This is a genomic window from Cupriavidus basilensis (genome assembly GCF_000832305.1).
GTDB classification, from domain to species: Bacteria; Pseudomonadota; Gammaproteobacteria; order Burkholderiales; family Burkholderiaceae; genus Cupriavidus; species Cupriavidus basilensis_F.
In genome coordinates, this window is sequence record NZ_CP010537.1 from 688,623 (window position 1) to 706,957 (window position 18,335).

Consider the following 18,335-nt stretch of genomic DNA (forward strand, 5'->3'; position numbering starts at 1 on the left):
TGCTATGCACCGCACCCTGCTGGCCCTGTGCGCGGCCGCGATGCTCACGGCGGGCTGCGCCGACATGTCCGGGCTCAATGCATCGAGCCAATTCGCCTGTGCCGCCCCGGAAGGGTCGTCTTGCCTGTCGGTATCGGGCGTCTATGCCAATCTGGAAGCGGGCAATTTGCCCGGCGCGGGCGTGACCGCGGGGATGGCGAGAGACGTGGGCCGGCAGGGCGAACATCCGCGCTTGGCATCGCCAGCGGGCGTTGCTGCACCGTATTCCGGGCCGCCCGTCCGCAGTCCGGAGCGCACGTTGCGCGTGTGGGTCGCGCCATACGAAGATGACACTGGCACGCTGTTTGATCAGAAATACTTCTATGTGCTGGTGTCTAGAGGGCAGTGGCTGATCGAGAAGAATCGGGAGCACCTGCTGCGCAATCGCTTCCGCATGGTCTACCCGCTGCAAGCGCCGAATGGATCAGAGCAGGTTGAGGCCCAATCCCCGGCGACGGGAAGCATGCCGTTCATGCCGCCGGCTGGCCAGGGTGATCCGACTCCACAGTCCCCCGTCTCCATGATTGGGAAATGAGGCCGCCATGCTCCGCAAGCTGTTCGCAAAGACCGACGCAAATTATCGCGAGCTCGACGACGATCTGGTGACGCCGCGCCAGGGCAATCCGCTGCCCTTCGACCGGTTTTCGCAGTTGCTGCCCTACACTGGCTACGACCGCCAGAACGAACTGTTCGTGATCGCCGCGCCGTCGGCGGATCCCAGCGCGATCGAGGGCTTCGGCTTCACGCTCGAGCTGTGCCCGCAGATCGGCGCCGATCGGGAGATGGCCGCCAACCTGGTCAACCTGTTCAAGGTTGGGCTGCCCGAGAACACGGGGATCCAGGTGCAGATGTTCGGCTCGCCCGTGCTGGACCACCAGCTCAACGTGGCGATGGCTTGCACGGTGGGCTCTCCGCAGGCGCCGCCCGGGCAGATTCCGCTCCTGCGCAAGATGTGCGAGCGGCGCAATGCCTTCTATCGCAAGGGCGCGCGCACTGAGTTGTCCCCGAACACCAACTTCCGCATGCGCGATTTTCGCGCCAACCTGAGTGTCGTCATTCCCGCCAAGAGCCTGAAGGACGAGATGGCCAGGCGAAATGCGGTCACCGCGCGCCAGAGCGTCATCAATACGCTCTCGCAGTTTTACCTCTACGGACACACGTGGGACCCAGAGGACCTGATCAACTGGTGCGCGCTATTGCTAAATCCGCAGCGCACGCTGGACAGCAATCACGCATGGCTGTCCTATGATCCGGGCCGCGCGCTGCGCGACCAGATCGTGGCAGCCGACACTGCCGCAGCGGAAAGCTCGGATGACATTCTGTACACCGGCGGTGGATCACCGCCGGTTGCAATGCGCGCCATGTCTGTGCGCAACTACCGCAAACACCTGACATTGGGGCATATGGGGGCTCTGCTGGGTAGCGCTACTTCTGATGCGGTCTCCTATCCCTGTCCATTCCTCATCACCTTCGGGTGCAGCGTTCCGAACGTGGAGAGCGAGAAGCAGAAGACGCAGCTGCTGGCCATGCGCGCGCACCAGAAGGCCGAATCGCCGCTCTCCAAATGGATGCCACGCCTGCACGACGTCAATGCCGACTGGAAGCTCGCCCAGGCGGCCTTCGATCGGGGCAGCGGCACGTTGAAGTGCTACCACCAGCTGCTACTGTTCGCGCCGCCTGAGGAACTCGCCAACGCCGATCAATCCGCCCGCTCGGTCTGGCGGACGATCAATTGCGAACTGGTGGTCGACAGCAAGATGCAGAAGCAGGCGCTGCTGTCGGCCTTGCCGATGATGTATGGGCCGTTGCTCCAGGGCGACCTGCGCAAGACGGGGCGCTGCACCACGAAGACGATGGAGAACGCGGCCAACATGATGCCGGTGCTGGCCGAGTGGACGGGCACCGATCCACGCGAGTTCAACGGCATCCAGCAGGCCGTGCTGACACTTTTCGGGCGGCGGGGCCAGATGATGGGCATCGATATCTTTGCCAACCCGTCGGGCAACTACAACGGCATCGTGGTGGGCAAGTCAGGGTCGGGCAAGTCGAACTTCCTGAACGAGTTGCTGCAGCGCACGCTCGCCGTCGGCGGCCGGGCCTGGGTGATCGACGTGGGCGGTTCCTACGAGAAGCTGGCGGGCACGCTAGGCGGCCAGTACATCCGCTTTACGAACGATTCGGGCCTTAGCCTGAATCCGTTCTGGATGGTCAACACGGAGAACGAGGAAGAACAGCAGGAAGACCTGCAAATGGTCCAGCTCGCCGTCGCCCAGATGATTTCCCCGTCGCGCCCGCTCACTGACTACGAGGCGCGACAACTGCGCATCGCGCTCGATCAATTGTGGCTTGACCATGGCAGGCAGGCCACCGTCACGCAACTCGCCGAATACCTCAAGAAGAACTGCGCCAATGGCGGCTCGACCGAGACCACCGGCTATGGCGGCGAGGCCGATCCGGCGCTGTGCGACCCGCGGATCCGGGACATGGGGGTGCAGCTCTATCCGTTTACCGAAGACGGACCCTACGGCAAGTTCTTCCATGGTCCGGCAAACGTACGCTTTGACACAAACTTCATCGTGCTGGAGCTCGAGGAGCTAGCTTCCCGGCCGGACCTGCAATCAGTGGTGATGATGATGCTGATGTATCGCATCACGCAAGGCATGTATCTCGCCAGGCGCGACCAGCCCAAGCTCGCGGTGATCGACGAGGCCTGGGACCTGATGAGCAGCGGAAACTCGGGCGACTTCATCGAGAAGGGCTATCGGCGCGCGCGCAAGTACGGCGGGGGCTTCTTCACCGCCACGCAGTCGATCGCGGACTACTACAAGTCCGATACATCGCGCGCGGCCTTTGAGAACGCTGACTGGATGTTCCTGCTCAGTCAGAAGGCTGAGTCGATCAATCAGCTGGTCAAATCGGACAAGCTGGACCTCGACGAATACACCAAGGGATTGCTCAAGAGCGTCAAGACGGTGCACGGCAAATACGCGGAGATCTTCATCAAGGCGGGCGACTTGCCGCCGGCGGTCGGCCGGCTGTACCTTGACCCGTATTCCCTCGTGACCTTCTCCACCCAGCCAGCGGACTTCCAGGCGGTGCGCGACCTGCGTGCGCAGGGCATGTCCACCGACGAGGCGATCGAGGCGGTGCTCGCCATGCGCGAGGCAGCGGGGCAGGCGCTCTACGTACCGCCGACATTCGATGAAGAGGATGAGTACCTGGAGGAGATGCAATGACCCGGCATCGCACAGCCAACCGTCGGCTGGTGGCCGCCGTCCTGGTGTCGGCCAGTCTTTCTGCACTGATGGTCGCCGGAGCGGCGTGGTGGACCCGCCAGCATCTGCCGCGCATGGCGACCGTCGACCTGCAGGCGGTGCTGGATGCCAAGCGGGCGAGCTTCGCGGAGCGCATCACCCGCCCGAATGTGACCGACCGGGACCGCGATGCGGCACTTGCCGAGACTAGCGACGTGGGTACGCAGATGAGCGCAGCGCTCAAGGCGCTGCAGGCCGAGTGTGGCTGCATTCTACTGACACGCGCGGCCGTCATTGGCGCTTATGCCGATGTTGAAGACCTCACGCCGCTGCTGATGGCTCGCCTGGGGATGTCAGGGCAGGCCGCCGCCGACGCGAACAGCAAGCTCGACGAGCGGATGCAGACATCCAGGGCGGAGGTGCCATGACGAGCCGCATCGCGAAGATCCCCCGGCGCGGGCATGCCCTGGCGCCGATGATGGCCGAGCACTTCGGGCGCTGGTGGTGGGCGTGGGCATTGATCCTGATCGCCGGCGTACAGGTCGGTAGCCGGTGGGCGCTGCATGCGAACTTGTCCCACAGCATCGAGGAGGTCAACGTGTTCCTGGTGAGCAAGACCGATCGCCAGATTGCGCGCGATAGCCTGGTGGAGTTCCTGTGGCCGGGCGGCGGCCCATACCCGGCCGGAGCGCGATTCATCAAGCAGATCAAAGGCATGCCGGGCGACATGGTGACCAGTCAAGGCCGCGACTACTTCATCAACGGCGTCTACGTCGGTACCGCCAAGTCCAGCTCCGCCCGGGGCGAAGTGCTCGAGATGGGGCCAACCGGCCGTATTCCGGCGGGGCGCTTTTTCGTCTGGACGCCGCACCCGGACTCGCTGGATTCGCGCTACGCCCTCACAGGCTGGGTCAATTTCGGGCAGATCGTCGGCACGGCCCGCAAGCTCTTCTGATGGGAGGCACGATGCGATCCCTCCTGCTGGTAGTACTTACGGCGACATTGCACCTGGTGCCGGCGGTTGCCGCCGATGCCCTGGGTCCGACGTATCCAATCGTCGAGCCGGATCTGCTCCAGGACATCCGGCGCAGCCTGCAGGACAAGGAAAGATCCGGCAAGCTGGCGCTGCTGCAACGCGAGGCGGTCGCCCGCTCCGAACACGCGATGCGCAACCCGAAGCCCGCCCGGGACGTGGTGCGCACGCTCACGCCGCGCACCTTCTACTTCGATCCAACAGTGGCCGTGGGCCAGCCCATCACCGGGCCCGGCGGGGAGATCCTGGTGCAGGCCGGCCAGCGTTTCAACCCGCTCGACGAGGTGGCGCTGCGCCAGCAGCTGGTGTTCTTTGATGCGCGCGATGCCAGCCAGGTTGCCCTGGCGGCAAAGGTGATAGCGGATTCGCGTGCCCCAAGCAAGCCGATCCTGGTCAACGGCGACTACCTTGCGCTGCAAAAGCGCTGGCAGCGCCAGGTCTTCTACGACCAGTCCGGATCGCTGGTGCGCAAGCTGGGTATCCGACAGGTACCGGCCGTGGTGCGACAGGACGGCAAGCGCTTGCGCATCGAGGAGATCCTGCCATGAGGTGTTGCCTGAGCGCTCTGCCGGTCTCGATCACGCGCGGTCTCCTCGCATTCGTCCTGGCGCTGGCATGCGTCGGTGCCCATGCTCAGCAAGGCCAAGGCAGCGCCACTTGCGTGGGGAAGTTCCTCAACCCGATTACCGATATCTGCTGGTCCTGCATCCTGCCGCTGAAGATTGGCGACATGACCATGATGCGCGATGGCCAGGAGGACAACGGGTCGCCAGCCAGTCCCTTTTGCTGGTGCTCCGGCGCCAATGGGACGCTGCCGCGCGCCGGCGTCAGCATGTCGTTCTGGGAGCCGGTGCGCACGGTCGAGGTGGTACGCCGCCCCTTCTGCTTCCCGTCGCTGGGCGGCGTCACGCTGGATCCCGGGATCGATGCGCCGGCGCACGGCCGTATCGGCGAGGGCAAGGCCCGGGCGGCCACCTCCTTCTACCAGGTGCACTGGTACATGAACCCCATCCTGTTCTGGCTGGAGATCCTGCTGGACAACCCGTGCCTGGAGCAGAACGTGTTCGACCTGGCGTACTTCACCGAGGTCGATCCACTCTGGGGAGATTCGGAACTGACTTTCGTCCTGAATCCGGAGGTGGCGCTCTTCACTTCGCCGCTGGCGCAGGCCGCCTGCGCGGCCGATTGCGTTGCGGCCACGGCGGGCTTTCCGCTCTCGGAGTTGTTCTGGTGCGCGGGTTGCCAGGGCGGCATGTACCCGCTCAACGGTTGGGTCTCGACCCATATCGGCGGGGTGCAGGCGTCGCAGCTGCTGACCCAGCGCTTCACCAACAAAATGCACCGCGAAGGGCTCATCTGGTCCGCCAGCGGCAAGGACGGGACTTGTGGCTATGTGATGCAGCCGCTGATGGACAAGCGCAACTACAAGACCAGCATGACCTACCCGTCGCGACAGACCGAAAAGATCAACGGGCGTTGCTGCCAGCCCTTCGGGCGCTCCACCATCCTGTGGGGCGCCGGCAAATCGTTTCCCTACCGCGGCGAGGACTTCGCGTACATGCTGTACCGCAAGCGGGACTGTTGCATGGGGGCCTTCTGATGCGTGTACGCCTTTTCATCCTCGGCCTGCTGGCCTGCACCGGGGCAATGGCTCAGCACACCGCGCCACCGGATGCCGCATTGGAGCGCGCCATGTCGGCCGCCCAACAGCGCGCCCAGTCGGTGCTGCAGGCGATGCCGGATCCGGCCATGGGCACCGTCAAGGTGCCGGACCTGCGGGCCAGGTCGGCGCAGCCGATGCCCGATCCCGCGGCGCTCGCGCAGCGTTACCAGTCCACCCAGGCACCTCCGCCGACTGAGCGGACGTATCCCGTGATGATATTTGCGTCGTTGTCGATGCCGGAGGCATCGCTCAAGCGCATCGGGCAGCAAGCGCGCCGCGCCGGCGCCGCGGTGATTTTCCGGGGCTTGCGCTATGGGATGGGGCAAGGCAACTGGAAACGCTCGGTCGAGGCCATGAAGCCGGTGACTGACACCGGTGCAGTGGTGCTGATCGATCCACGCCAGTTCGAGCGCTTCGATATCCGAACCGTGCCCGCAGTGGTGGTCTCGCTCCATGCATTGGAGGACTGCGCCGAAGGTGCGTGTGCCAGCCGTTCGGCGCGGGTGGATGGGGACGTGAGCCTGGAATACGCGCTGGAGCGGGTCGCCGTCCGACAGGACACGCTTGGGAAAATCGCCCGGCAGGCGCTGGGGCAGATGAGCGGGGAGATGCCATGAGGCATTGCCTTCAACCCGGGCGCACCAGGCTTTGGCGACCCACGCGGTTCTTTCCCGTTATAGCGAGCATGGCGATCGGCCTCACCGGGATCGGGCCGGCGCGCGCTGCCGACGTGACGCCGGCGCAAGCCGATGGTATGGCCCGGGGCCTGGGCAGTCTGCTCATTGACGGCCTGTTCCAGCGCATCACGACGCCGAACGCGCAGCAGACCGTACCCGGCTATACCAACTCGGCCCAGCCTTCCGGCTTCTACGAGGGAGGGCAGGGGCAACTCAATGCGCCCGGTACTTCCCGAGTGCAAGGGTGTGCGGGCATGAGCGATACCGAATGCCAGGCCGTCAACCTGCTCAAGAGTCGGCCCCAGACCGCACCGCAGTTTCACATCGACCGCAGAGATCCATTGCTGGTGCGGTACCGCGCGCTCTATGGCAACCCGGGCAGTCAGCTCGGTGACCTGAACCAGCTCGTCAGTGGCGATTCGGCCTGCCGTACCGACACGGTCACACTGCCAGCGCAACATGAGAATCGGGTCTGCAACGACTACGCCGTGACACGCAATGACGCCTGTATCCTGGGGCGCCAGGTCGAGGTCGATGCGGACCACCTGTACCGATGCCTGGAGTCGATCCAGAATCAGGCACAGCGCACCTGCACCGTCGGGCGTGTGATCCAAGTCAGTCCCGAATACAACTACCAGTGCGCTCGGACGCTCAAGGCCGAGCAAACGATGACTTGCGGCAAGCAGTTGATCGTGACGGCTGTCACCAACTGGCAGCAGCGGCCAGGCTGCTCGCCAGGGCAACTGGTTGTGGATCTGGGCGGGCGGCCAGGATCAGGATCCAACTCCGTGGGCCGCGTGTACTGTGGCGGCGATGGCCGCAGTTTGCGCTTCGAAACGGGGGCCGCGCCCAATCAGCGGTACTACCTCCGACCAGGATGTAATGCGAACGTCACGACATCGATGGACGGAGGCTCCGGCTCGGCGTGGTGGTGTGCCGCCGCAAGCGGCGGTCGCTGCGGTAGTTTCTGCGGCAGCTCCAATCTCAGTATTTCGTGCAATGGGGGCTCGTGTACCGCGTCAATCCAGAGTGGCGGCAACCTGTCGACGTATCGCGGCTCCGCGGGCTTTGCCCAGCCTACGGTCTGGAATCCGGTAGTGGCCTTTGAGGATAGCTGGGACAACCAGTGCAGTAGTCTGGAGGCGCGGCAATGATTTGCCTCCTGCGTGGTCTGATTGGGATCTTGCTGTCGGTCATGTTTGTCCAGGCCTGGGCCGGCGATTGCCGCAAGACCGCCGAGTACTGCGTCGATTCCGGCACCAAGTACGTGAGCGGCTACGCCGTGCATCGGGATTGCTGGCGTTACGAGTCCCAATTCACCTGCGAGGTCAGCAGCCCGGCGAACTACTGCAGTGCGATCGCAGCCGTGCCCGGGTGCTTCCAGGTGGACTCGCAGTGCGCCCGGATCGGCTCCAGCGGTGCATGCATCCGCTATACCGACACCTACCGCTGTGGCCAGAGCGTTGCGCCGCCGGCGGGCGTGGTCCAGCTCGAGAACACCTACACCGTGACGACCGACACCACCGATCGCAGTCAATGCGAGAGCCTGGATGGCAACAAATCCTGCCAGCGGGCCGAAACAGTCTGCGTGGAGCCGGGAGGCACCCGCGTTATTGACGGGCTGCCAGTGACAAAGGACTGTTGGCGATGGGAGGAGCGCTACGCCTGCATCACGCAGGACTACAAGAATTACTGTGAGCCGCTCAAGAACAAGGCTGATTGCAAGGAGGTAGCACGAACGTGTACGTCGCAGGCCTGGGACGGTAGTTGCAACGCCTACCAGGTGGACTACAACTGCGACGCCAAAGTGGCCGCTCCGTTGCCGGAGCAGGTGGTGCATCTCGACAGCAGCTACACGATCACCAATGACTTGATCGACAGGTCGCAGTGCGAGCAGTACGCGAACAACCGAAACTGCACCTTCGCAGGCCAGCGCTGCACGGAACCCGCCGGCACGCGCAATATCAACGGGCTCGACGTGACCAAGGACTGCTGGGCCTGGACCGACGACTACGTATGCGCCGACACCACACTGAAGTCCGATTGTGACGAGCTCAAACAGAACAAAGCCTGCGCGCTCCGGAACAGTACCTGCCTGGACACCCTGCCGGCGGGGCAGTGTGGGCTGCAGGAGCATCTCTATACCTGCGTGACGCGTGCGGAACAGACCACCGACCGTCAGATCTGCGGTGACCTGATCTGCGTTGGCGGGCGCTGCGAAACCCGTATCCCAGCCGCGGATGGTGACTTCGGACGGGTGATCAGTGGTCTGGAGGCACAACGCCAGGTTGGCATGTACCTGGATCCGGCCACGCTGAAGATCTTCGGGGGCGAAAAGAGCAGTTGCACCAAGAAGATCGGCGGCATGGTTGACTGCTGCAAGGCCACCACCAAAGGGGGCAACTCCAGCAACAGCATGATCAACCAGGCGGCTCAGGCCGGCGTCAAGTACATCGCCGGGGAAGCCGTCCAGACGCTGGGGTCGGCCTATCTGTTCGATGCGCTCTCGAGCACCGGCATGGGCACCAATGCGCTGAACTTCTTTGGCATCACCAAAGGATACTCGTTTGGAGATACGCCGTTTAGCTTCTACGGCGTGTCGTGGTCTCCGATGACTGGCTTTGCCTTCGATCCCTACAGTCTCGCGGCGCAGGTCGCCATCCAGATGGTGACACAGTACATGCAGTGCAAGGAGGGTGACAACCTGCTCGCCATGCGCAAGGGCCAGGGTCTCTGCACCCGGGTGGGTTCGTATTGCGGCAGCAAGCAACTGGGCGTCTGCCTGGAGAAGAAGGAAGGCTATTGCTGCTTTAACTCGAAGCTCTCCCGGATCATCAACGAGCAGGGGCGCCCACAACTGGGTAAGGGCTGGGGCGACCCTGCCAACCCGGATTGCTCGGGTTTCCTGATTGATGAGTTCACCCAACTGGACTTCGGGACGATGAACCTGGAGGAGTTCTACCAGGACGTCATACCCAAGGATCAGGACAAGGGGGCGATTGTGGACAGGATGAAAAAGCGCACCAGATCTGCCGTGCAGCGGTCTAGTGCCAATCCATGACGCCAACGCACCCACTATCGGGAGGCTTGATGAAACCGCAGAACAAAATGCATTGGGTGCTGTTTGCTTACCTCGCGGTGATGATGGCGTGGGCGACGGCAGCGCACACCGCCGAGCCGCTGTCGGATGCCATCAAGCGCGCTCTCACGGCAAGTCCTGTGGACGTGGAGGTGTCGGGCGAAGAGGTCGAAACGCTGCGCCGGCAGATCCAGGCGCCGCGCATCCTCGCCCACGTCGAACCCATCCGCGACCTTGGCGGCGCATGCAAGCGCCTTCGGACCACGCTCAGCGCGCCAGTGGCGGTCGACAAGGCTGGGGTGCGCAGGCCCTTCTCCTGGTCGTTCGAGATGAACCTGTGCCCTGGCGGCGCGCCGCCGCCGGCAAGCGGGGGGATAACGCAATGAGGCAAGTGATGCGCAAGCTTCGGCAATGGGGCGCGTCCGGCCTGCGTTCGCTGGGTCGCTTCTTGATCCTGTACGTGTTCATTGCCATGCCGATCACGCTGCTTGGGATGCTGATCTACCTGTGGGGCAACCTCGTCGGCGGAGAGCTCGGCGGGGCACTCTCCCTGGCGTATGTGGGCGTCGGGGTGTTCGTCCTGGGCCACTGGCTGCGCGTGCCTTTCCCCGACGCGGAGCCGCGCCTGAGCGTGCGTGGCGTCTTGTTGGTAGGTGCGCAGTTCCTGGCCTGGCCGTGGGTGGCGGTGCCGGAGGTCCGTCGACGCCTACGGAACGGAGAGGACCTTAAGCTGCGTCCTTTCCGTCCGCGCGCCAAGGCCTGCCAGGTGGCGATGCGGCCGCTGTACCGCGAGTCGATGACCTGGGATGAGCACGCGGCATTTGCGGCCGGCCTGCTCATCTATTTCTTCCCCTGTTTCGTGAGTAGTTGCGGGTTGCCGCTGGGGATTGCCGTGTTCGTCGGAGGAGAACGGTTCCTGCCACTCCTCTGTGGCGCGCTGTACATGCTGGTGGGCCCGGTCGTGCTATGGGATCGGCTTGGGCTGCGCTCTGCATTTATCGAGTCGGAATACACCCTGGGCGGCGCGATCGACGATTGCTGCCATGTCATGTTCTGGCCGCTGGTCGCCCTGGTGCATTTTCTCAAAAGGAGCTGGCGATGAGACGCTTCAAGTGGTCGGCCGCGCTGGCGTTGATGATGACGATGGCCGTGGTCACGGCAGGACATGCGCAGGGCAGGGTCCAGACCGGAGAGGCGGAACCTGCCATCGCGGCGGCCGCGCCCGACGATCCAGCCCGGAGTCCTGGCGCCTGGTGGGAGACAGACATCTGGTCCCGTGTCGATCGCGGTTTTACCTGGTACCCGCCGGATGAGCCGCCCGTGAAGCACAGGAAGGCGCCACCGGTGGCGCCCATCGTACCGCTGTCGGCTTTCGATTCGACCAAGGCTATCAACAGGCACTACGAGCGCCTCAAAGACATTGCGGTCATCAATCCGACCGAGCGCAACGTCTACGCCTTCCACAAGTTCAAGGCTGAGATGCTGGACCAGTCGCAGCGCTTCACCGCGGTGTCCCAGCGCGTGGTCTGGCAAAGCCCCGACATCGACTTCAACAACATCAACCCCTTCGTCAGCTTTGCGCAGACCGATATCCGTAATGCGAGCTATCAGGGCGAGCGCGACCAGGTCGCGGCGATCGCGCAGGAGTACGGGCTGCTGTTCTTCTACCGCAGCGACTGCAGCTATTGCCACATCCAGGCCCCGGTGCTGGCCGATCTGGCGCAGCGCTTTGGGATCCAGGTAATCCCGGTGAGCCTGGATGGCGGGCCGATCCCCGGCTTCGCCAACTGGCGCCCCGACAACGGCATCGCCAGGCGGGTGTCCGCCGGGCGCGGGATCGAGGTGACGCCCACGCTCTACCTGGTCTCGCGTCGCACACAGGAGGCCATCATGCTCGGCTCCGGCGTGATGGGCCAGGACGATATCGTGCGCCGCATCCTGGTGTTCAAGACCCGCAGCGTGGACCAGCAGTTTGACCCGCGGCTCTCCGTTGGCCGCCCCAGCACACAGAGGTAATCCATGGCAAGACTGGCCAAGAAGATCATCGCTGGCGCGGTCGCGCTCGCCATGCAGGCAAACCTGGCGCACGCCGGCTTCATGGAAGACTACTTCAACAGCGCCGGCGCGGCCTCGACCTCTGCCTCGGCGGGCTTTGTGCACGGGCGGGACGTGGATGTGGTCACCGGCGGCAGCTTCACCTTCCGCTCGCCCAACCGCGACTTCCAGCCCTTCTATGTGACCCCGCCCAACCTGAAGGCAGGCTGTGGCGGGATCGATATCTTCCTGGGCGCGTTTGGTATTGCCAACAAGCAGGAGATGATCAACTTCCTGCGCAATGTCGGGCAGAACGCCGCGGGCCTCGCCTTCTCGCTGGCGCTGCAGTCGATGGCGCCCGACCTGATGGCGCAGATCCGCGAATGGTCCGGCGACATCCAGAACTGGACCCGGCAGTTCCGCAACTCCTGCGATGCGGCCAAGACGCTGCTGGCACAGTCTGGCGCCGGCGACTGGATCGCCCAGAACGCGTTCCAGGCGGGCCAGGCGCTGGGCACGCGCGGTGACTATACCGATGCACAGCAGCGCATTACCTCGATGGCGGAGGTCAGGAAGAATGTGGCCGACGTGCTCAACACCGAGGGGGCGAAGCTCGATGGGTTCGAGCTCAACCTGACGTGGGCTCTCTTGAACAATGGCAGATTCAGTAGCTATTCACAGGGCCTGGCGGTCGAGCACGAGAAGGAACTGATCCTGGCGCTCTTTGGCACCACGATCATGCGGGCCAAGGGTGGTACGAACAGCTCCGATCCGGACGACGTGATCGTGGCCGTATCCAGGCCACCGCTCTATGACGGCGAGAAGGCGCTGGTCGAATTCCTGGGGCTACCCAACGCCCCGAAGACGCAGGTGCGTTACTACCGATGCGACGATCAGTCGAGGTGCATGGATCCGACTGCCACTGACTCTCTGGAGGTTGGCTTTGCGAAGGTGATTCGCGACAAGGCGCTGCGCATCCGCGACGGCATTCGCGCCCGCAATGCGTATGGCGGGCCGCCGAGTCTGGATGAGGACATCCAGATGCTGCGCAATACCTCCGGCCTGCCGATCTACCGGTTGATCGAAGCCTCGGCCTACCAGAAGTATCCCGGCGTCTCCGAAACACTCTTGATGTCTTACTGCGACGCCATGGCAGTCGAACTGGTGTCCCACTACATCCAGGACATGGCGGCCAACCTCGACAAGGTGGCGGGGACGGCCGAGATCTCCGGCCCCGGCGGCAAGGTCAAGCTGAAGCATCTGGAGCATCTGCGCGCCCGGGCCCACATGCTGTCCCAACAGGCTGCCGACGCGCGCAAGGCAGTCTACGCAGTCATTTCTGCCCAGACGGGCGTCATGACCCAGTTGCTGCACGTGGAGAAGGCGCTATACGGCAATCTCTCCGCTGACGTCGCAGCAAACCTGCGATTCGGTCAGCCTTGACCGAGCCCACCGGGGATTGAACATGGTCCACACCTACTACACCTACTGGAATGCGGAAGTGGTCCGCGACACGTTCCAGGCGATCGCCATGATCTTCTCGACCGACGACATGCGCGGCTTGCTGAAGGTCAGCGCCATCGCCGGTTCGATGGGGGCGATCTGCGCGCTGATCGCGACAGTCCGCGTGAAGGAATTCGGGATGCACCTGGTCTTGATCGCGCTCCTCCATCTCGGGTTGCTGTGGCCCAAGGTGGAACTGATCATCAAGGACGAGCGCGCAGGGCAGGTGTACACGGTAAAGGGGGTGCCGGCGGGGCTTGGCGTCTTTGCCAGCGAGATCAGCCACGTCGGCATGTGGCTGACAAAGAGCTACGAGACGTTCTTCACGCCGATCGATGATCTGCGTTTTTCCAAGACCGGCATGGTGTTTGGTGCCCGCCTGGTGGAGGATGTGCAGCGCACCCGGATCAACTCGGCGGCGCTACGCAACGACATGACCATGTTCGTCAAGTCGTGTGTGAACCCGGAGCTGCTCGACTATCCGCAAAAGCTGGAAGACCTGATTCGCTCCCGGGACATCTGGGGCCTGCTCGGACAGGCCGACTGGCTCAACCCGGCGAGAGTGGCCACCATCAATTTCTCGGGCGGTGCGGTCACGCCCGCGCCGCTGGTGTATGCCTGCCCATACGCCTATCAGCAGTTCGGGCTGGCGCTGCAGCAGGATGTGCAGCGCGGGCTCAAGCGGCTCGATCGCCGCTACGCGGGCAAGGTGGCCGAAACGGGCAGCGATTTCGTGGCAGCGTCGATCGCCGGTACTGAGTCCTTCCTGATGGAGATATCGCGCTCGTCTGCCGACTCGCTCAAGCAGGCCATGATGATGAACATGGTGCAGGAGTCGCAAGGCGCCATTGCTGCCATGCGCGGGGACGCTGCGACAATGAGCGCGATCATGGCGGCCACCATCGCCCAGAAGACGCTGGAGGCAAGCAGCGCAACCATGCGCAATATGGCGGAAGGATCGCTGCCTATCCTGCACAACGTGATGGAGGTCATCACGTTGGCGATTTTCCCGATCATCGGTGTGCTGCTCGTTTTGTCCGGATCGGGCGCTGGCTTGGTGGGCAAGTCGTATCTGGCAGGCCTGCTCTGGGTGCAGCTCTGGGCGCCGCTCTACGCGGTGGTCAACAGCATTGTGACGCGCGGGGCCGCGCGCAATTTCACGCAGGTGGTGATGAATGAACTGGGCAGCGGACCGGACGGCCCGGCGCTGTCCAACGCATCCACGTTGCTCGGCGAGTCCTGGTGGATCCAGTCGGCCGCTGGCTGGGTCTGCATGCTGGTCCCGATCATTGCCGGGGTGCTCGCCAAGGTCGGCACGTCGTCGGTCAGTTCGATGGCCATGTCGCTGGCAGGCCCGGGCCAGAGCGCGGCCAGTGCGGCCGCGCAGCAGACCGCGGCAGGCAACCTCTCCGCAGGCAATGTGCAGTGGGGGAATGTGTCCCAGTACACCAGCAACTCAGGGAAGCTGGACCGGCAGGTCCGTTCGGCGCAGGGTCTGGTCTCGATGAGCTCGGCCGATGGCTTCGACACCATGACCAGCAGTGCCTATGGCGGCAGCGCTGGCGGGGGAGGGCACCTGGGTAGTGGCAGCGGTAGCGGCGCAGTGATCGACCAGTCGGCCCGGGTGCCGAACCTTGGTGGAATTGCGGGGAACTTTACGAGCCAGGCGTCGGCATCGGTGCGCAAGGCGCTCATGGAGAGCGAGCAATCCACGCGGCAAGCCGGGCTGGAGCTCGCGCAGTCTGTGCAGAGCAGTTGGAGTCGAAGTGATGGGTGGAGGCAGTCGAATTCCTTGAGCAATTCCAGTTCGGCCTCGAATAACTGGCAGCAGAGTCAGAGTGTGGGTCGCGATGGCGGCCATTCGGAATCGGCTGGTACACAAACTACTGCAGGGAATGCAGCAAATGTGGCGAGCACCGGGAGCGCTGCAATTCGAGAGACTTCGGGTGTCAACGCCAACGTTGGCGGCTTGGTTAGCCAGCTTCGGGGGGCAATTGGCGGTCGGCAGGGGAACGTGTCTACTCAAGTAGGTACGACTACGGGTCGAGATCGAGCGGTTACTTCTCAAGAGGGAGCGCAGACAGGTTCGAATAGAAATGTCAATGTCGGAGATCAAATGCAAACTACCGCGCGGATGCTCGAATCGGCAATCCAGGGTCGTCTGAACCAGATTCAATCAGGCAATACCTCTGAGTCGTACAGCGGTGAGGCGAACGAGTTGCGTAAGGCACAAGGGCTTGCGCAGAAGTTCTCTGCCTCTCTGTCGAACACGCAGCAGCTACAGCAGGCGAAAGAGCGGCTGGAGTCGACTTCTGGTTCCATGTCGGTGAACACCACGAAGGCACTTAACGACGCCATCGTTGGCGGTGTGGGTCTGGCAGGTTGGAACAGCATGAGTGATACCCAAAAGGCGGCCTTCGCGGCGCAAGCGCTGGCCGGTACGCACGATGCACTCACGGCGCAGACGCCAGCCGGTACTTCGACACAAGGCCTGGATAGCAGCGCAGTCCGGACCCATCATGCCGGCGCGATGGGCGAAGTGCAGGGGCGGGCCGGGGGGCTTGCTGCCTAGCGGGGGAGGTGCCGGAGGCGCGGACAGTGGCGCGGGAGGTGGGGCACCCCGTGGGCTCTACGACAACGGTCGAGGGCGGCGCAGCTTTCCGGTGCGGCCGGCGGACAGGCCTCGTCTTGCCTCCGATTCCGGCGGCAAGGTGGATTCGGCGTCAATGTCATCGGCGCCAGCGATGCCGGCGAATGCCGAGGCGGCAAGGGTCACAGGCGAGGCCGCAGAGCGGATCAACGCATCCCAGGCCGCGGTAGATGCCGGGAAGGATCGGGTGACATCGGAGGCGGCGGAGGTCAGGGATTCTGCTAAAGAGCAACTGGAGAAGGCTGAGCCGCTGGCGCTACAGGGTGCGAGAAAGCTTAGAGATTTCTGGAAAGGCAACAAGAATGGAAGTTGATATTTCGGACCTGGCAGATCCCGGACAGGGGATTTGATATGCCTGGCCATAGTCCCATGGCGACCACTTATCTATGGCCACTGCTCTTGGCGAGCATCTCGCATTAGTTCCTCGTCGCGCATGTGGCGAGCGTGCTCGTCCCAGACCTCTTGCGTGTTGCGATTGGCTTCATCCCAATGGTGGTGTGATTGAAGCTGGTCCTCCCAGAGTTCTTGGGCATGGCGATTGGATTCCTCCCAACTTTGTTGCATTTGCAGATGTCCCTTCCACAGGTCATCTGAGCGGCGATTGTGCTCATCGTCCCGTTCGCTGTCTCTGTAAAGGTCAAATCCAAAGGGATTCCCCGTGATGTCGAAGCCGCTATTGCCAGGCATCATCGGTAGTCCCGAAGCAGGATTAATCGTCTGATGCTCTCCTGTCTTTACGTAGCTACCGCGAGGTTGCGGCGGCGGCGACATTTGCCGAACGCTGCGATACAGTGCTGTGCTGCAGCCATCGCAGATGTGCAAACGCCGGCTGTCGCCTCTGGACTCCAGTCCCCAGTTGCGAGCCTTGTCAGAAGAGCAATGGAAGCACCGGATGCCGCGCCGCGTACGGCACTGCGGATGTTGTGACAGATAGCGCTGAAGGTCCGGGACGGACTCCCAGCCTTGCTTCACTGCTTCAGCCGCGCGCCGCCTTTGGGCGGCCGCGCGGGGACTCAGAAGCAGGGCATAGGCGATGAGAGTACCGATGCCAAGCCAGAAGGCGCTCTGGCCAACCGTCACCATGGAGATCAAGGCCACGCCGGCGATTGCGGCGACCGTCAGCATGCCATGTGGGCCGTGAGGCGGCTCGCCGGTCCTCTCCGCTTCGACAGCCGCAAGCCAGTGCAACCAGGCCAGGATGACCGCGAGCGCGATTGTCACGGGGACCAGGTAGCCCTGCGAGATCAGGTAGAGCGAGGCGAAGGCGACGAGTAGCGTCGCGAATCCAAATCGAGTGAGTTTCATGCTCATGTCACCTGATGGTTTGAGGTGAAGACGGCATCCGCCTATGGCTGCTATGCAGTGTTGTGCTGCGGCCAATGCAGATGGGAAAGCGCCGACTGTCGCTACTTGATTCCAGGCCCCAGTTGGATCCGCGAGCTCATTCTTCCCTCGGTTGAGGAGGCGGTGACAAGTCGGCTTCGCGTACCCATTTTTCACCCGATTGTCCAGCCGAATCAGTCTGAACCTTGACGAGAGGTGGCTTCACCTCAATCACCATCCCCAGGTTAGTCCGCTCCCCGACTCTGAATTTCCGCCCGGTTCCCCAGACGTTCTGGATCGTTTGGCCGTTGCCGTAGTGAATGATCTCAACGTAGCGCGGCAGACCCGGTTGCGCAACGATGGATGCCTCCACTCCGAATTGAGGTACGTTCTCGTGGCTGGAGTGACAGGCCCAGCGCTCCACGGGAGCAACGCCCTCGCTAATGCCATTGACTGGGTAGCGCACCATCTTTCCTGCAATTGCAGCACAGAATGCAAAGGTCCAGTCTATGCTTGTTCTTTTCACCGCCTCGGCGTCGCGAAGTTTCGTGGCCGGATCGAATCCTCGATACAAGGAGAAGCGAACCGTGGCGATACCCTGATGCTCGATCGGCCCGACGCTGCTCGCGGGGCTCTCGTACGCAAGTTGTACAAAGCTCAGGTACCCGTCACCAACGCGCTCCCGAGCCAGCTTGACCATATCTTGCTGCTGGGTGCAAAAAAACGTCCCTCCTGGCGCCACAACGCACTGCGGTGGGGGCAGGAACGACCGATAGGCGAAAACGTCAGTAGCGCTCAGAAGCAGTGAGGTCGAAAGCAGAAATCTTCGTAGCGAAGGCATTGCTGGCTCCATCATCGTGGATTGTCTCAAGGGAATCCATTGTTGCTGCTGCAAAATTGTCCGTAACGCGTCATAACGTGCGAGTGATGCGCTGTTGAAGCATCTAGTTTGGCAGGGACATGGGCGCCCTCGCAATCGGACAAGTCTGGTTTTGCGGATTCGACCGCGTCTAGGGATGCTTGACATCTCTCAAATCTTCGCGTTGAATAGAACCTGTTTTAGCTGGCCTCGGCCCCGTT

General features: G+C 63.1%; 16 protein-coding genes. 14 read left to right on the forward strand and 2 right to left on the reverse strand.

What is annotated here, in order from left to right:
• Window positions 1-4 precede the first annotated feature (4 nt).
• The 14 genes from RR42_RS23900 (at window position 5) to RR42_RS23965 (ending at window position 15,854) form a co-directional block, all read left to right on the forward strand.
• Window positions 5-574 (forward strand): TraV family lipoprotein, encoded by a 570-nt coding sequence (locus RR42_RS23900; protein ID WP_052494903.1) that lies wholly within the window; start codon window positions 5-7, stop codon window positions 572-574.
• Window positions 575-581: 7 nt separating this feature from the next.
• Complete coding sequence (gene traC, locus RR42_RS23905) at window positions 582-3,275, forward strand: type IV secretion system protein TraC (protein ID WP_043353597.1); 2,694 nt, start codon at window positions 582-584, stop codon at window positions 3,273-3,275.
• Window positions 3,272-3,721, forward strand: a complete 450-nt coding sequence (locus tag RR42_RS23910; RefSeq protein ID WP_043353599.1) for a hypothetical protein — start codon at window positions 3,272-3,274, stop codon at window positions 3,719-3,721. Before traC ends, RR42_RS23910 begins: the two co-directional genes overlap by 4 nt.
• Window positions 3,718-4,248 (forward strand): S26 family signal peptidase, encoded by a 531-nt coding sequence (locus RR42_RS23915; protein ID WP_052494904.1) that lies wholly within the window; start codon window positions 3,718-3,720, stop codon window positions 4,246-4,248. The genes RR42_RS23910 and RR42_RS23915 overlap by 4 nt, the downstream gene beginning before the upstream one ends.
• An 11-nt stretch (window positions 4,249-4,259) precedes the next feature.
• Window positions 4,260-4,874 (forward strand): type-F conjugative transfer system protein TraW, encoded by a 615-nt coding sequence (gene traW, locus RR42_RS23920; RefSeq protein WP_144409932.1) that lies wholly within the window; start codon window positions 4,260-4,262, stop codon window positions 4,872-4,874.
• Window positions 4,871-5,926 carry a conjugal transfer pilus assembly protein TraU gene (gene traU, locus RR42_RS23925; protein WP_043353605.1) on the forward strand — a complete coding sequence of 352 codons (1,056 nt, stop codon included), beginning with the start codon at window positions 4,871-4,873 and terminating at the stop codon, window positions 5,924-5,926. Before traW ends, traU begins: the two co-directional genes overlap by 4 nt.
• On the forward strand, window positions 5,926-6,606 hold the full coding sequence (trbC, locus tag RR42_RS37875; RefSeq protein WP_052494906.1) for a type-F conjugative transfer system pilin assembly protein TrbC: 681 nt from the start codon (window positions 5,926-5,928) through the stop codon (window positions 6,604-6,606). Before traU ends, trbC begins: the two co-directional genes overlap by 1 nt.
• Window positions 6,607-6,674: 68 nt before the next feature.
• A complete protein-coding gene (locus tag RR42_RS23935; RefSeq protein ID WP_043353606.1) occupies window positions 6,675-7,820 on the forward strand; it encodes a hypothetical protein in 1,146 nt (381 codons plus the stop codon).
• Window positions 7,817-9,727 carry a conjugal transfer protein TraN gene (gene traN, locus RR42_RS23940; protein ID WP_043353608.1) on the forward strand — a complete coding sequence of 637 codons (1,911 nt, stop codon included), beginning with the start codon at window positions 7,817-7,819 and terminating at the stop codon, window positions 9,725-9,727. The genes RR42_RS23935 and traN overlap by 4 nt, the downstream gene beginning before the upstream one ends.
• Before the next feature lie 29 nt (window positions 9,728-9,756).
• Window positions 9,757-10,131: a hypothetical protein gene (locus RR42_RS23945; RefSeq protein WP_144409933.1), complete on the forward strand. Its 375-nt coding sequence runs from the start codon at window positions 9,757-9,759 to the stop codon at window positions 10,129-10,131.
• The gene (locus RR42_RS40485; protein WP_158408303.1) at window positions 10,128-10,847 is read left to right on the forward strand and encodes a hypothetical protein; all 720 of its coding nucleotides are present in this window, start codon (window positions 10,128-10,130) and stop codon (window positions 10,845-10,847) included. The genes RR42_RS23945 and RR42_RS40485 overlap by 4 nt, the downstream gene beginning before the upstream one ends.
• The gene (locus RR42_RS37880) at window positions 10,844-11,761 is read left to right on the forward strand and encodes a conjugal transfer protein TraF (protein WP_052494907.1); all 918 of its coding nucleotides are present in this window, start codon (window positions 10,844-10,846) and stop codon (window positions 11,759-11,761) included. The genes RR42_RS40485 and RR42_RS37880 overlap by 4 nt, the downstream gene beginning before the upstream one ends.
• A gap of 3 nt (window positions 11,762-11,764) precedes the next feature.
• Window positions 11,765-13,222 (forward strand): conjugal transfer protein TraH, encoded by a 1,458-nt coding sequence (locus RR42_RS23960; protein ID WP_043353615.1) that lies wholly within the window; start codon window positions 11,765-11,767, stop codon window positions 13,220-13,222.
• A 22-nt stretch (window positions 13,223-13,244) separates the two neighbouring features.
• Entirely contained in the window at window positions 13,245-15,854 is a 2,610-nt protein-coding gene (locus tag RR42_RS23965; RefSeq protein ID WP_043353617.1) for a conjugal transfer protein TraG N-terminal domain-containing protein, read from the forward strand.
• Window positions 15,855-16,316: 462 nt separating this feature from the next.
• Here RR42_RS23965 and RR42_RS23975 read toward each other — a convergent pair whose 3' ends face one another.
• Together RR42_RS23975 and RR42_RS23980 are read right to left on the reverse strand one after the other, a co-directional pair.
• A complete protein-coding gene (locus RR42_RS23975) occupies window positions 16,317-17,237 on the reverse strand; it encodes a hypothetical protein (protein ID WP_144409934.1) in 921 nt (306 codons plus the stop codon).
• Window positions 17,238-17,373: 136 nt separating this feature from the next.
• Window positions 17,374-17,955, reverse strand: coding sequence for a hypothetical protein (locus RR42_RS23980; RefSeq protein ID WP_043353623.1), 582 nt, complete (start codon window positions 17,953-17,955; stop codon window positions 17,374-17,376).
• Window positions 17,956-18,335: the final 380 nt, after the last annotated feature.